Genomic DNA, 15731 nt, shown 5'->3' on the forward strand with positions numbered 1-15731 from the left:
GTAAAAATCAAAAATTGTTGTTAGGGTTAGGAGTCAGGAGTCAGGAGTCAGGAGAATTAGGAATGAACAATAATCAATTAAATGGTCTATTAAATGGTCTATTTAAGGATTTTATGCAATTTAATCCTTATTCTTAAGTAGGTAGGCACAATTATTTGTAGGATGGGTTAGCGGTAGCGTAACCCATGCGGGCGTTGGGTTTCATGCTTCAACCCAACCTACGTTCATTTTATATTTAATTCCACCCACCTACTTACCGTTTTTGAACCCTCAAAAATTAATTATGCAAGAGGTTTAATGTAAAAAGGCTCAATGTAAAAGCTCAGGGACACGAAGCACGACACTTCGACAAGCTCAGTGTCCACTAAAATCTTGACAATCTGTACTGTAAAGTTAGCACAAAATAAATTGTTTGAGGTGAATCAACAATGATGATCTTAGAAATGAAAGCAGTGATCAAACCAAGTCAGTTTTCTGCCATAGATGAAGCTATTCGTACAGTACAATTCATCGACCATCGTTAATATTTTGGTGAAGTTGTTGAGATGAGATTATCGCCTATTATTTCATTTTAGCTAACTTTGGTATCCTTGAGGAGAGGGATAAAGCAGGGTACATCTTATTTTTGTAAATCTAGCAAGTTGGGATTTTTACGCAAAAACTCTCTGATAAAATTGGGCATTACTTCCGATTTTATTACTCAATCCCAGCTTTTGGGGGGTAGAACCCCCCAAACCCGGCAGCGCATTAGCTTTTCGGTGGGATGCTTACAGGCAGCTGCTGATATATCTGTGATAATTCAAGAATCACTGATAATTGCTGATTGTCGGTATTTCTGCAAATGTCAGATGCAGCCATAAAGTAGGATGAGGGCATCTCAGTGGACATTGGGGCTAAATGAGATTATATTTTATCTAGAGAAGAACGTTTGTATGTCGCAACGATAATGAGTAATTCACTGCCAAAATATCTAGAGGAAATCACAGGCATTTATCAACAGGGTAACGCCACAGAACACAGTTATCGTCCTGCTTTAAAAAAATTAATTGAATCCCTAAATAATAACCTACAAGCTCTCAATGAACCCAAAAGGATTGCTTGTGGCGCTCCGGATTTTGTGATTAATCAGGGTATGGTAGAAATTGGCCATCTGGAAGCAAAAGATATCGGAACTTCTCTCAAAAAGGTTGAAAATACTCCCCAAATAAAACGTTATTTACAGGCTTTAGGTAATTTAATTATCACCGATCATTTAGAATTTCGTTGGTATGTATCGGGAGAATTGCGTCTATCAGCTGCCGTGGCAAGTCTTAATCAAAAAAAGCAAATTAAACCTGATTCCCAGGGTATTTTACAAGTAGAACAATTGTTCTGTCAATTTTTCCTCTCAAAAGTTATTCAGATAACAACACCGCGAGAATTAGCGAAAAAAATGGCCGCTTTAGCGCAGTTAATTCGAGATGCAATCGGCCAAGCTTTAAAAGATCAAGATTGCGGGGGAATGTTGCGGCAACAATTGCAATCTTTTCAACGAGTTTTAATTAGTGATCTCAATGAAGCGCAGTTTGCCGATATGTATGCACAAACAATCTGTTATGGTTTATTCGCAGCACGCTGTAATACGGATCAAATAAGTTCTTTTTCCAGGGAAACGGCGGGATTTCGACTACCGAAAACTAACCCTTTTTTGCGGGGAATTTTTCATCAAATTGCTGGTACAGAATTAGATGAGCGGATTACTTGGGCCGTAGATACTCTAGCGACTATTTTACAACAAACGGACATGGATGGTATTCTTAGCAGCTTTGGAAAACGCACGCGCAAGCAGGATCCTGTGGTTCACTTTTATGAGACTTTTTTAGCAGAATACGATAGTAAAATGCGTGAGTCTAGGGGGGTTTATTATACCCCTGAACCCGTGGTTTCTTACATGGTTCGCAGTGTGGACTATATTCTAAAAAATAAGTTTCAGATTCCTAAAGGTTTGGCCGATGCCAAAAAAATTACGATTAAAAATCCTAATAATAGCCAAGAAAATCAGGAAGTTCACCAAGTTTTAATCCTCGATCCTGCTGTGGGAACTGGCACTTTTTTACACTCGGTTATCGACCATATCTATGATAGTTTTCGTCAACAGAAAGGGATGTGGTCTAGTTATGTCAGTAAACATTTATTACCCCGTCTCTTTGGGTTTGAATTACTGATGGCTCCCTACACCGTAGCACACATGAAATTAGGGTTACAACTTCAGGAATTAGGCTATGATTTTAGTGCCGATGAACGCTTGGGAATCTATCTCACCAACACCCTACAGGAAGCTTTTCAAATTCCCCCTGCTGATGGGTTTTTAAATCGCATTCGCGATGAAGCAGCCGCGGCAAAAGATGTTAAGCAAGAAATGCCAGTTATGGTTATTTTAGGCAATCCACCCTATTCTGCGGTTTCAGAGAATACTGATCCGTGGATTATAGATTTGGTCAGAGATTATTATCAATTAGATGGAAAACCATTAGGCGAGAGTAACTCTAAATTATTACTTGATGATTATGTAAAATTTATTCGTTTTGCTCAGTATCGATTGTCATCCACTGGTTACGGAGTTTTTGCATTTATAACTAATCACAGCTATTTAGATAATCTAACTTTTCGGGGAATGCGTCAAAGTTTATTAAAAACTTTTGATGATATTTATATTCTCGATTTACACGGCAATAGTAAGAAAAAAGAAATCTGTCCCGACGGTTCACTGGATCAAAATGTGTTTGATATTCAGCAAGGTGTAGCTATTGGTATTTTTATTAAATATCACAATAGTTCTTCAAATTTAGCTAAAGTTTATCATGCTGATTTATGGGGGAAAAGAGAGATAATTGAGAATCAAGTTATTGTCGGTGGTAAGTATCACTGGTTAGAGGAAAATGATCTTTATTCTACTTCTTGGCAGGAATTACAACCTGATTCTCCTTTTTATCTATTTAAACCTCAGAATATTAATCTGCGCTCGGAATACGATCAATTTTGGAAGATTACTGAAATTATGCCAGTTAATTCAACTGGAATTAAAACCCACCGAGATGAATTAGTTTTTGATATAGATATAGATAATTTAGAAAAACGTATCAATGATTTTAGAAACTTAGATATTTCTGAAATTGATTTTCAATCTATTTATGGAGAATATGATAGAAAAGATTGGAATCTAAGAGAAAAAAGGAAAACTCTTGCTAAAGATAACTATTGGAAAGAAAAAATAATCAATTGTTTATATCGTCCCTTTGACATCCGAAAATATTTTCAGCATCAGGAATTAGTAGATCGACCTAAGCAAGAAGTTATGAATAATATGATTGATGATAATTTAGGTTTGATTACAACTAGACAAGTTGCTGAATCTATTTTTAATCATGCCATTGCCACTGATTATGTAATTGATAATCGGGTAACTGTCAGCAATAAAGGTTCAGCTTATCTTTTCCCTCTTTACTTTTATCCAAGTGATCAACTAACTCTATTCGGTGAAATGCAAATAAAACGCCGTCCCAATCTAGCGCCTGAATTTATTAAGGAACTTTCGGCAAAACTTGAATTAGAATTTATCAGTGATGGCAAAGGAGACAAAAAGAAAACCTTTGGACCAGAAGACATTTTTAACTATATCTATGCTGTCTTTCACTCTCCCCAATATCGCCAACGTTACGCCGAATTTTTAAAAATAGACTTTCCTCGTGTTCCTCTCACCAGTAATCAAGAATTATTCTGGGAATTAGTCAAAAAAGGTGACAGATTAGTACATTTACACCTGATGAAAGCAACGGGAAAAGAAATTAGTAGCTATCCCGTGGCGGGTTCCAATCTAGTCGAACAGGTGAAATATGACGAAAATAAACAACAAATTTCGATTAATTCTGACCAGTATTTTGCGGGGATTCCGCCCCAAATTTGGAACTTTTATATCGGCGGTTATCAAGTGTGTCAGAAGTGGCTAAAAGACCGCAAAGGTCGCCACCTTAGCTATGATGACCTAGAACATTATCAACAAATTATCTCCATTTTGGGCGAATCGATCGCAATTATGGAAACTATAGATATAATTATCAATAAATATGGTGGTTTCCCCTTTAGTTAAGCCACCGGTGAGAGAAGATTAACTTAATTTTTGCCCACTGGCAAGAGTCCCTTTTCACCGATAAGTGGGTGGGTGGAATTAAATATAAGATGAACGTAGGTTGGGTTGAAGCATGAAACCCAACGCCTGCATGGGTTACGCTACCGCTAACCCATCCTACAAATAATTGTGCCTCCCTACTTAAATGATTCTCCACTCCCAAGGATGCTCTCTTATTCTTCGTGTCCTCTGTGTCTGGAGTGGTTCCTTCCACTCGCTTGCTGACAGGACTGTATCAACGAAAATAAACAACAAATTTTGCTATCCTGGAGGGTAGGGATAAAGTAAGTTTCCCGTTTCTTTTCTTAATTCCCTAATTTCAGTTTTTAACAATTCTCTGACTTCCTGCTCTGCTGATTCTCTGCTATAACCGAATATAAATTTAAGATTAGTGTCACAATCTCGAACGGGATAAATTTTCTCTTGAATACACTTAAATCCATAAATTTCAATATCTTTTAAAATTAATTGTTCTAAACACCATATTTTACCTTGAAGGTAGTCAGTAATCTGATTAGTTTCAGGAACATTTAAATTTTTCAAGCAGCGTTTATCTCCCGTGAGTAAATAGCTTAAATTATTTTGTTTATTCAAGTAGCTAACATAACTGATGAGAATAGCCTCACCTATATCTATTCCTTCGATTTTCTGTAATTGAATAAAATCCTCTTGATTGATATTATTGATTGATATTTTATCGCAGGTTTCAACCACAGATAAAGCGTATTCTAGGTTATATTTAACAGGGTTTTTCTTCCTTTTTTGTTGCGGTTCCCTTTTAAATTTATATTTAAATGTCTCAAGAATTTTAACTTGATTAATTTCAACTCCAAAGGTATTGAGGGTTTTCTCAAATAAGCCATAGGTGGACAATTTTAGGATAATGTCATTATCCAAACAATAAACAGAACCTATCAAGGTTAAACTCCTAACACCTTTTCTAGATACTCGTAGGTTTCGTCATCAAATTTATCCCAGTCTAACTTATTAGCCAAATATTCATTAATAATCTTATTGCCATTTGGGTTGGGTTCTAATAATTTTAAAGTAGCCATGGCTAAAGCAAAGTAGCGCCTGTTATGCCATCCATAGTTCAGAATAATTGCACCTATATCAATATCCGGATGATGAGAGATAAAATGCTCTTGAACATATTTACTGAATCTTTCAACATTTTGGAATTTCCTATCCCCAAGGCAGTTATCACAATCACCTAAGAGTAATTCAGTGGCAAATTGATTAGCTTCTTTTTCTTCTCTATCATTATCAAATGTAATCTCTTCATCAACTAATACCCCATCTTTTAGATGTGCTAATGCTAAATGTCCTAATTCGTGCGCTAAGTCAAAAGCGAGTCTTGCCGACTGTTGATATTTTGAACTAAGAATAATTACAGGACAAGTGGAATACCATTGAATTAATCCAGCAAATTTCTTAGTTTTGTCAGGAAAATGATCAAAGTATCCCACCGCTATTCCCCGAGACCAACAATAATCTAAAAGAGAGGTCAAGTCAACCTTTGGCTGTTGACTTAAGATGTCTTCTCTGATGGTTTTAGCATCCTTAGGTAAAGGGGTATAATTAACTTCAACCCCCAAGGAAATTAACTCAGCAAAACGACTCGCTAAAGCTTGTGCTAGATGGGGATGTTGGTTATTTTGGCTATTGTGCTGTTTAAATTTAGTATGAGGAGGTCGATTAAATTTGACCTTTTCTTGAGGGGTTAATAAGGATGAGAGGTCAAGATTGAGCTTTTTGGCGATATAACCTGCCCCTTCTAGGACTGCAACGGGTTTATCATTGAGTTCATCATCCCACCAACTGGGCAAGCCATTTTCTCGGACATAATCTTTTTTTAGTCCGATTTTTGAGAGTTTCCCGTAGAGGGCTGCCATGGTAAGGCTTTCTGTCATGGTTTCACCCTCCTTTGTCGGCAATACTAAGTTTTTTAAGGTTTTAGGGAATCAAAGTAGATCAGTATATTCTTATCTCTAAGATACCATCTCTAACTTAATTTTTGCCCACTGGCAAGAGTCCCTTTTCAGCGATAAATGACTCTCTACTCCCAACGAGAGTGATACAATTGTTAACACCACAGATCAAGAGCCAATCGAAGCGAGAGAATAAAAACTGCTATGTTAAAAGCCCTACTCGGAGATCCCAACGCCCGCAAAATTAAAAAATTTCAGCCCCTCGTCACCGAAATCAACCTGCTGGAAGAAGACATTAAAAACCTGTCCGATGAGGAATTAAGGAGCAAAACCAGCGAATTTAAGGAAAGATTGGACAAAGCGAGAAATTATGAGCAAAGAGAGGATATTCTCGAGGAAATCCTCCCCGAAGCTTTCGCCATTGTCCGGGAAGCGGGAATCCGAGTCTTAGGGATGCGTCACTTTGACGTGCAGTTATTGGGGGGAATGGTACTGCACAAAGGACAAATCGCCGAGATGAAAACCGGGGAAGGAAAAACCCTAGTTGCCACACTCCCCGCTTATTTGAATGGATTGACCGGAAAAGGGGTTCACGTCGTCACCGTTAACGATTATCTCGCCCGTCGTGACGCGGAGTGGATGGGGCAGGTACACCGCTTTTTAGGGTTAAGTGTGGGACTAATTCAAGCCGGCATGAGTCCAGAAGAAAGAAAGAAAAATTATGCCTGTGACATCACCTACACCACTAACAGCGAACTCGGCTTTGATTATCTGCGCGATAACATGGCTACAGTGATGGGGGAAGTTGTCCAAAGACCCTTTAACTACTGCGTTATCGACGAGGTGGACTCAATTCTTATTGATGAGGCCAGAACTCCATTAATTATATCAGGACAGATCGATCGACCCACAGAAAAATATATTCTCGCCGCCGAAATCGCCAAACAATTAGTGCGCCAAAAAGTAGAAGACGGACCGGGAGACTACGAAGTTAACGAAAAAGACCGTAACGTTTTAATGACCGATGAAGGCTTTAAAAGAGCGGAAGAACTATTAGGAGTTACCGATTTATACGACCAAGAAAATCCCTGGGCGCACTATATTTCTAACGCTATTCGTGCCAAAGAACTCCAGAAAAAAGACGTTAACTATATCGTCCGCAGTGGTGAAATTGTTATCGTTGATGAGTTCACGGGACGGGTATTACCGGGGCGACGTTGGGGCGATGGTTTACATCAGGCAGTGGAGGCTAAGGAAGGGGTGGAAATTCAACAGGAAACCCAAACCTTAGCCACGATTACCTATCAAAACTTTTTCCTACTCTATCCGAAATTATCTGGCATGACCGGGACGGCTAAAACCGAAGAAACGGAACTAGAAAAAGTCTATAACCTGCAAGTAACAATTATTCCCACTAACCGCGTTTCTCGCCGGCAAGATTTAGCCGATGTGGTCTATAAAAATGAACAGGCAAAATGGAACGCCGTCGCCGAAGAATGTCAACAAATGCACGAACAGGGTCGCCCGGTTTTAGTCGGTACCACCAGTGTGGAAAAATCGGAAGTGCTTTCGCTGTTATTACAGGAAAGAAAGATTCCCCATAACTTACTCAATGCCCGTCCAGAAAACGTGGAAAGGGAATCGGAAATCGTCGCCCAAGCAGGCCGGGCCGGGGCCGTAACTATTGCTACGAATATGGCGGGACGGGGAACCGATATCATCCTCGGTGGTAACTCCGATTATATGGCCCGATTGAAAATTCGCGAGTATTTAATGCCCAAATTAGTTATGCCCGAAGATGACAATTTGGCCTTTAGTTTACCCAGTTTAGGAGAACGCAATCGCCCGCAAGGATTCGCCCCGGGTAAGAAGAAAAAAAACTGGCGTGCCTCGGCGGAAATTTTTCCCACCGAGTTACCGAAAGAGGTAGAAAATGCCCTGAAAGAAGCGGTTAAATTTGCCGTTGATACCCACGGAACTCAAAGTTTACCCGAATTAGAAGTAGAAGAAAAAATCGCCATCGCAGCCGAAAAAGCCCCCACGGATGACCAGGTTATTCAAAAGTTACGCGAAGTCTATAAATTAATTCGCAAAAGTTATGAAGATTACACAGGCAAAGAACACGATGAAGTAGTAGAAAGGGGCGGACTGCACGTTATCGGGACGGAACGCCACGAATCCCGCCGTATTGACAACCAATTGCGAGGCAGGGCGGGCAGACAGGGCGACCCCGGTTCCACACGCTTCTTTTTAAGCCTAGAAGACAATTTATTGCGGATTTTTGGGGGCGACCGCGTGGCCGGTTTAATGGATGCCTTCCGGGTGGAAGAAGATATGCCTATTGAGTCGGGAATGTTGACTCGTTCCCTGGAAGGCGCGCAAAGAAAAGTGGAAACCTTCTATTATGATGCCCGGAAACAGGTGTTTGAATACGACGAGGTGATGAATAATCAACGGCGCGCTATTTATGCCGAACGTCGTCGGGTTTTGGAGGGGATGGACCTAAAAGAACAGGTGCTGCAATACGCCGAAAAAACCATGGATGAAATCGTCATGGCTTATGTTAATCCCGAACTGCCGGCGGAAGAATGGGATTTGGAAAAACTGATTAGTAAATCTCAGGAATTCGTCTATCTATTGGCAGATATTACCGCTAAAGATGTCGAGGAGATGAGTGTTAATGATATCAAGATGTTCCTACACGAAGAAGTTCGCAAAGCCTACGAAATTAAGGAACGTCAAGTGGATAATATTCGCGCCGGTTTAATGCGCGATGCCGAACGTTATTTTATCCTGCAACAAATCGATATGTTATGGCGCGAACACCTGCAAGCTATGGAAGCTTTACGGGAGTCGATTGGTTTACGCGGTTACGGTCAAAAAGACCCCCTAATTGAGTATAAACAGGAAGGCTACGAGATGTTTTTAGAAATGATGATTGATATCCGTCGCAATGTGGTTTATTCCCTGTTCCAATTCCAACCGCAAGGACAACCCCAAGCAGTGGCTAGTGAACAGTAAAAATTAAAAGTTGGCTTAAATTGGGGAGAATTGGCTAAGGCCGATTCTCTCATTTTTTTCTACCGAGAAATCAGTCACCCACAATCCAGACTAGGACAAAAATTATCAGTCCGATTACTCCATAGGACAGCAACGACCCCAAAAAATTGATGATTTGTATGGGAAAATGAATCAAAACTTGGTAAGTAAAATCCGTAACTGCCAGCAAGGCAGTGAAAAATATAGTCACAAGTGTTATCATACTTAATCAATTTGATAGAATAAATGGCTATCCTTTGCGGTAATCGGCAGTGGATAGTCAGAAGTTAGCAGATTATCCCCAAGAAAAAACTCGGAGTGCGGTAGAATCGGGAGAGCGTTGGGTTTCATGCTTCAACCGTTCGGCAAAAGCTCACGGCCGAAGCCCAACCTACGTTCTTGTTAAATAAGATTTAGTATAACTCGATCGCTGTTAAAATTGCGGTAGAATCAGGAGAGCTAATTTGCTATAACCAGTCCAGAAGAGCGAGATTACTAAAAATTGACCAGTTTTTTGCGGGAACTGGGAAAATTAACAGCTAATCTGCGACAAGACGAGCTAAAAGCAGCAGAGAGCAACAATCAATGTCTAAAAACTCTATACCTCGAATCGAAAATCTGCGCGTGCAAAATTACCGAGCTTTACAGGACTTAGAATTAAAAAGCATTACTCCTTTAACCGTTTTTCTCGGTCCGAATGGGAGCGGAAAATCTACCATATTTGATGTCTTTGCTTTCCTCTCTGAATGTTTTACTGTTGGTTTAAAAAAAGCTTGGGACAGACGGGGAAGATTTAAAGAATTAAGAACCAGAGGACAAGAAGGTTACATCATTATCGAATTAAAATATCGAGAAAAATTGGCATCACCTTTAATTACCTATCATTTGGCTATTAATGAAGCTAACAATCGCCCTTATGTTGCCGAAGAATGGTTACAGTGGAGACAAGGAGCGAAGGGCAAACCTTATCGCTTTTTAGACTTTAAAGAAGGGGGAGGAATAGTGATTAGTGGAGAAAATCCCCAAGAAGAAGATGAACGAATTTCTGAACGATTAGACTCCCCAGAATTTTTAGCTGTTAGTACCCTCGGACAATTGGCCAAACATCCCCGGGTTAGTGCTTTGCGTCGTTTTATCACAAGTTGGTATCTTTCCTACTTAACCGCAGATAATACTCGCACTCAACCAGAAGCAGGAGCGCAAGAAAGATTATCCCCAACTGGTGACAATTTACCTAATGTTATTCAATATTTAAAAGAAGATCATCCTCAACGATTAGAATCTATTTTACAAACCCTTTCTCGTCGAATTCCTAGATTAGAAAAAGTAGAAGCATCTATTATGCCGAATGGACAGCTTTTACTGCAAATTAAAGACGCACCTTTTCCAGAGCCAATTCTTGCCAAATTTGCCTCCGATGGCACTTTAAAAATGTTGGCTTATTTAACTATATTATATGATCCAAGCCCTCCGCAATTACTGGGAATGGAAGAACCAGAAAATCATCTTCATCCCCGTTTATTACCTGAATTAGCAGAAGAATGTCGGGCAGCGACCGCAAGTACACAATTAATGGTAACAACTCATTCTCCCTTTTTTGTAGATGGTTTGAAACCAGAGGAGGTTTGGGTACTTTATCGAGATGAAAATGGTTTTACTCAAGCTAAACGTACTTCAGCAATGCAAGGAGTTAAGGAATTTATTCAAAATGGTGCTTTGTTGGGTCAATTATGGATGGAGGACTATTTTGATGTGGGTAATCCTAGCATTTAAGTTTAATAGCAAAGGAGGGAAAAAGTGCATATTGAATTTTTAGTTGAAGAATTTTCTACCCAAGAATGTTTAAATCAAATTTTACCTAAAATATTATTTGAGAATGTCACCTATAAAATTCATGCCTTTCGAGGTAAATCCGATTTAATCAAAAAACTACCAGAGCGATTAAAAGGCTATCAATGCTGGATACCCGATGATTATCGAATCATTATTCTTGTAGATAGAGACAATGAAGATTGTCAAATGCTCAAAGAAAAGTTAGAAAATATTGCCCAACAAACAGGACTGATCACCAAAACGATTAGTGAAGATAAAAAAACATTTCAGGTGTTAAATAGAATTGCTATAGAAGAACTAGAAGCTTGGTTTTTTGGTGATATTCAGGCTATAGTCTCAGCCTATCCCAAAGTTTCTACTAATGTGGGACAGCAAGCAAAATACAGAAAACCCGATGAAATTACGGGCGGAACTTGGGAAAACTTAGAAAAGATACTTCAAAAAGCTGGGTATCATCGAGGAGGTTTAGAAAAAGTGAAAGCAGCCCGAGAAATTTCTCAATTTATGACTCCTGCTCATAATTGTTCTCCTAGTTTTCAGATTTTTTATCAAGGTTTATTGGCGATGATTAGCTAAGGATATTTAGGAAAGTAAATGATGAAACTGCTAGATTACTGTCAAGGATAAATCGATTTTTAACTGTTGAATAAATTGTTGCATAATTGTTCAAAATTCGGTGTTTAACTATAGCGTTTCCTAAGCTAGTAAGGTACACCTATTTTTCTTCCCTTTTGCATGAGTGCCTAAAACCCATAACTTTTGTACCTCAGCAGACTGAAAAACGCTATAAATCTTATTTAACAAGAACGTAGGTTGGTTTGAAGCATGAAACCCAACGCTCTCCTGATTCTACCGCAATTTTAACAGCGATCGAGTTATACTAAATCTTATTTAACAAGTATAGAGTGGGAAGTGGCAAGTGGCAAGTGGGTTTTTAAAGTTGGATTGGCAGTTAATGATACTATCAAAAATCAATTTAGTATAAGCTTTCATTGTATTGGGAAAAACTTCAGCAGAATAGTTCATCCTTCCTAGCTAATTAACTAATAAGGACAAGTTAGGGAAAAGATTTCCCTAACTTGTTCCCTTTTGCGATAAGATAATTAATATAACTTCAAGGAGACTGCTCTATGAATATTCGTATTGGTAACGGCTACGATATCCACCGATTGGTAACAGGAAGACCTTTAATTTTAGGAGGATTAGAGATTGCCCATACTGTGGGTTTATTGGGTCACAGTGATGCCGATGTCTTAACCCACGCTATTATGGATGCCATGCTGGGTGCGCTTAGTTTAGGCGATATCGGTCATTATTTTCCCCCCACAGACCCACAATGGCAAGGGGCGAATAGTTTAAAATTATTAGAACAAGTTAATCAATTAATTATCGATAAAGGTTGGCAGATTAATAATATTGATTCGGTAATTGTTGCCGAAAAACCGAAAATGAAACCTCACCTCAGTGCGATGCGAGCCAAATTAGCAGAAACTCTCAAGATTAATCCGGACCAGGTGGGAATCAAAGCCACTACTAACGAACAATTGGGACCGGTGGGACGAGAAGAAGGTATCGCAGTTTATGCCGTGGTTTTATTGGTTAAGGAATAAGTAATTAGTAAAAATTTGCTGAGATTAAGTATGCCAAACCTATGAATATAGACACAAAAATCTTAGAAACTGTCGAAGCAATGCCAGAGTTATTAAAAATAGAACTGCTTCACTATGCTGAATATTTGATGGCCAATTATCAATCAGATGTTATTATAGAGAAACCTTCTCCTAGAAAACGTCGTTCAGGAATTTTACAAGGTACATTTACCTTACCTTTGTCTGATGATTTTGATGAGTCTTTGGAAGATTTTCAGGAATATATGTGATGACATCTTTTCTTCTGGATACTCATACTTTCATCTGGTTAACTGAAAACGATTCTAACTTGCCTAATAATCTTCGGGAGGAAATAGATTTTGCTCCTGAAGTTTATGTCAGTATTGTTAGTCTCTGGGAAATTGCGATTAAGTTAAATTTAGGTAAGTTAGACCTACAAAAAAGTTATGAAACCATTGAAACTAAACTAGAAGCATCAGATATAACCTTACTGTCTATATCATTTTCTGATACTCTAAAAATTTGTACTTTACCCTTGCATCACCGTGATCCATTTGATAGAATGCTAATTGCTCAGTCTCTAAACAGATCACTAATTCTAATTAGTAAAGATACTAAATTTGATGCTTATAATGTACCAAGAAAATGGACATAATACCCCGTCCGGCTCAATTCTATTCAAGATGAGAGCAAGATAAATTTCCTCATTACCCATAGATTTCTAACATTCATTCCTAAATTCTCTCTATGACTGCCATTATCCAACAAATAAAAGAACGTTTTTCCCAATCCCTAGTTAAATCCTTTGGGGAAAACTTCGCCGCTACCGATCCCCTAATTGTGGCCGCTAGTAACCCCCGTTTTGGCGATTATCAATGTAATATTTCCCTCTCTTTAGCCAAAGAATTAAAACAAAAACCCCGGGAAGTGGCGACAACTTTACTAAAAAATCTAGAGATAGATGATCTCTGTCAACCCCCCGAAATTGCCGGACCCGGTTTTATCAATCTTACCCTTAAACCCAGTTATCTAGAAACCCAATTAAAAGACCTAATTACTGACAACCGTTTAGGAGTTGCCGCTGCTAACCCCAGTCAAAAAATTATTGTCGATTTTTCCAGTCCCAATATTGCCAAAGAAATGCACGTCGGTCACTTGCGATCGACTATAATCGGTGATTGTATTGCTCGGATTTTGGAATTTCGTCATCATCAAGTAATTCGTCTTAATCACGTCGGGGATTGGGGGACTCAATTCGGGATGTTAATCACCTATCTACAAGAAGCTTATCCTAGTGCTTTAACCCAAGCAGATGCTCTGGATTTAGGGGATTTAGTTAGCTTTTATAAAAAGGCCAAAATTCGTTTTGATGAAGACGAAAACTTTAAAGAAACTGCCCGCCAAGCCGTAGTAAAATTACAGTCGGGTGATCCTCAAAGTCGTCAAGCATGGCAGTTACTTTGTCAACAATCACGACGGGAATTTCAGAAAATCTATGATATTCTCGATATAAAACTAACCGAAAGGGGTGAATCTTTTTATAATCCCTACCTTGAGACAGTAATCAGAGAATTAGAGCAACAGGGATTGCTAACAGAAGACAACGGCGCTTTATGTGTCTTTCTCGATGGTTTTACCAACAAAGAGGGGTATCCTCTGCCCCTAATTGTCAAGAAATCCGACGGCGGTTATAATTACGCTACCACCGATTTAGCAGCAATTTGTTATCGAGTGCGTCAAGATAAAGCCGAAAGAATAATTTATGTTACCGATGCTGGACAAGCTAACCATTTTGCCCAAGTATTTCAGGTGGCTAAAAAAGCGGGATTTTTACCCGATAATGTGGCAGTGGTTCACGTCGCTTTTGGATTAGTTTTAGGGGAAGATGGTAAAAAATTAAAAACTCGTTCCGGGGAGACAGTAAAATTACAAGAATTACTCGATCAAGCGATCGCCTGTTCCCTAGCTGACTTAGAAAAAAGACTGACAAGCGAGGAAAGAGAAGAAACCAGCGATTTTATGGCTAAGACTGCCGAAACTGTCGGATTAAGTGCCGTTAAATACGCCGATCTCAGCCAAAATCGCAATAGTAACTACGTTTTCAGTTACGACAAAATGCTCAATCTGCAAGGCAACACCGCCCCCTATATGCTGTACGCTTACGCTAGGGTTCAGAGTATCAGTCGCGAAGGTGGTATTAATTTTCAGGATTTAAGTGCCAATTCACCGCTAATTCTCAAGGATGAAAGCGAATTAATTCTGGCTAAACAATTACTGCAACTGCCGGAAGTAATTAGTGCCGTGGAAGAAGATTTATTACCCAATCGTTTATGTGATTATCTTTATGAACTCAGTAAAAAGTATAATCGTTTTTATGAGAATTGTCCCGTTCTGAAAGCAGCAGAACCGATTAAAACCTCTCGTTTAGTTTTGTGTGATTTAACGGCAAGAACCCTAAAATTAGGCTTATATCTCCTGGGAATTCCCGTTTTGGAAAGAATGTAAATCAGTTATCAGTTATCAGTTATCAGTTATCAGTTATCAGTTATCAGTTATCAGTTATCAGTTATCAGTTATCAGTTATCAGTTATCAGTTATCAGTTCACAGCAAAAAACTCCTGGCTCTTCTAGGTTCTGTGTGATAAGTTTAACTTACACTATGATCGATCAATCTTTGTGTCCTTTGTGTCTTTGTGGTTCCTTCCACTCGGTCTCGCGTAGCGAGCGCGTTGCGACCGCCAGCAGGACTGTATCTTAGAATACATTTTGCCCACCAAACCTAAGAGAGCCAACTACCCAATTCATAATTGATAATTCATAATTGATAATTCCCACACCCCACCCCTTGCATTGCGTATCTTTGACAAAACTGGGTGCCATTTTATACCCAGAAAAAGTGTACTATGCTGACGTGAAAAAACCTGACTTTTTGCTAACCTAGAAATAGCTCTAATCAGAGCCAATATCTTTGGGGGAAGCTTAGAGATTAATCTAGTTAAACTCACTGGTGACGTTATCTTATTGTCGTCTGTTGCCTATTAGCTTTCAGGTGATAACTCGGAGATGGAAAGTTAGTACAAATGTTCAAGTTTCCTCGCCGCAGCCCCAGCGTTCCCGTGCAGTCTTAACGGGTAATTTTATCCCAGAGATGTT

The 15731-nt window shown here is 39.1% G+C and carries 10 protein-coding genes and 1 pseudogene; 9 read left to right on the forward strand and 2 right to left on the reverse strand.

Annotated elements, in window-relative coordinates; genetic code table 11:
• Nucleotides 1-428: 428 nt before the first annotated feature.
• Both B5D77_RS26885 and B5D77_RS02805 read left to right on the forward strand, forming a co-directional pair.
• Nucleotides 429-521: pseudogene (locus tag B5D77_RS26885) on the forward strand (transposase); the annotation flags it as partial.
• 425 nt (nt 522-946) lie between these two features.
• Nucleotides 947-4126 (forward strand): type ISP restriction/modification enzyme, encoded by a 3180-nt coding sequence (locus tag B5D77_RS02805; RefSeq protein ID WP_106908235.1) that lies wholly within the window; start codon nt 947-949, stop codon nt 4124-4126.
• A gap of 300 nt (nt 4127-4426) precedes the next feature.
• Here the strand turns inward: B5D77_RS02805 and B5D77_RS02815 are convergent, their stop codons facing one another.
• Together B5D77_RS02815 and B5D77_RS02820 are read right to left on the reverse strand one after the other, a co-directional pair.
• On the reverse strand, nt 4427-5083 hold the full coding sequence (locus tag B5D77_RS02815) for a hypothetical protein (RefSeq protein WP_106908236.1): 657 nt from the start codon (nt 5081-5083) through the stop codon (nt 4427-4429).
• A gap of 2 nt (nt 5084-5085) precedes the next feature.
• A complete protein-coding gene (locus B5D77_RS02820) occupies nt 5086-6078 on the reverse strand; it encodes an ImmA/IrrE family metallo-endopeptidase (protein WP_008200874.1) in 993 nt (330 codons plus the stop codon).
• Between the two features lie 222 nt (nt 6079-6300).
• Between B5D77_RS02820 and secA the strand changes: the two genes are divergently transcribed.
• The 7 genes from secA to argS all read left to right on the forward strand — a co-directional run bounded on the left by secA (nt 6301) and on the right by argS (nt 15083).
• Complete coding sequence (gene secA, locus B5D77_RS02825; RefSeq protein ID WP_106908237.1) at nt 6301-9117, forward strand: preprotein translocase subunit SecA; 2817 nt, start codon at nt 6301-6303, stop codon at nt 9115-9117.
• Nucleotides 9118-9720: 603 nt separating this feature from the next.
• Complete coding sequence (locus B5D77_RS02830) at nt 9721-10908, forward strand: AAA family ATPase (protein WP_106908238.1); 1188 nt, start codon at nt 9721-9723, stop codon at nt 10906-10908.
• A 24-nt stretch (nt 10909-10932) separates the two neighbouring features.
• A complete protein-coding gene (locus tag B5D77_RS02835; protein WP_039899916.1) occupies nt 10933-11544 on the forward strand; it encodes a DUF4276 family protein in 612 nt (203 codons plus the stop codon).
• 554 nt (nt 11545-12098) lie between these two features.
• Entirely contained in the window at nt 12099-12578 is a 480-nt protein-coding gene (gene ispF / locus B5D77_RS02840) for a 2-C-methyl-D-erythritol 2,4-cyclodiphosphate synthase (RefSeq protein WP_008200866.1), read from the forward strand.
• Between the two features lie 41 nt (nt 12579-12619).
• Nucleotides 12620-12847: a DUF2281 domain-containing protein gene (locus B5D77_RS02845; RefSeq protein ID WP_008200865.1), complete on the forward strand. Its 228-nt coding sequence runs from the start codon at nt 12620-12622 to the stop codon at nt 12845-12847.
• Nucleotides 12847-13233: a type II toxin-antitoxin system VapC family toxin gene (locus B5D77_RS02850; RefSeq protein WP_039899913.1), complete on the forward strand. Its 387-nt coding sequence runs from the start codon at nt 12847-12849 to the stop codon at nt 13231-13233. Before B5D77_RS02845 ends, B5D77_RS02850 begins: the two co-directional genes overlap by 1 nt.
• Nucleotides 13234-13325: 92 nt before the next feature.
• Nucleotides 13326-15083, forward strand: a complete 1758-nt coding sequence (gene argS / locus B5D77_RS02855; protein WP_106908239.1) for an arginine--tRNA ligase — start codon at nt 13326-13328, stop codon at nt 15081-15083.
• Nucleotides 15084-15731: the final 648 nt, after the last annotated feature.

This window comes from Microcystis sp. MC19 (assembly GCF_003019735.1).
Classification (GTDB): Bacteria; Cyanobacteriota; Cyanobacteriia; order Cyanobacteriales; family Microcystaceae; genus Microcystis.

Excerpts from the sequence above, each read along its gene's own strand:
- B5D77_RS02805 (WP_106908235.1), top strand. The coding sequence starts at position 947 with ATGAGTAATTCACTGCCAAAATATCTAGAGGAAATCACAGGCATTTAT.
- B5D77_RS02820 (WP_008200874.1), bottom strand. The coding sequence starts at position 6,078 with ATGACAGAAAGCCTTACCATGGCAGCCCTCTACGGGAAACTCTCAAAA.
- secA (WP_106908237.1), top strand. The coding sequence starts at position 6,301 with ATGTTAAAAGCCCTACTCGGAGATCCCAACGCCCGCAAAATTAAAAAA.
- B5D77_RS02830 (WP_106908238.1), top strand. The coding sequence starts at position 9,721 with ATGTCTAAAAACTCTATACCTCGAATCGAAAATCTGCGCGTGCAAAAT.
- ispF (WP_008200866.1), top strand. The coding sequence starts at position 12,099 with ATGAATATTCGTATTGGTAACGGCTACGATATCCACCGATTGGTAACA.
- B5D77_RS02845 (WP_008200865.1), top strand. The coding sequence starts at position 12,620 with ATGAATATAGACACAAAAATCTTAGAAACTGTCGAAGCAATGCCAGAG.
- B5D77_RS02850 (WP_039899913.1), top strand. The coding sequence starts at position 12,847 with ATGACATCTTTTCTTCTGGATACTCATACTTTCATCTGGTTAACTGAA.
- argS (WP_106908239.1), top strand. The coding sequence starts at position 13,326 with ATGACTGCCATTATCCAACAAATAAAAGAACGTTTTTCCCAATCCCTA.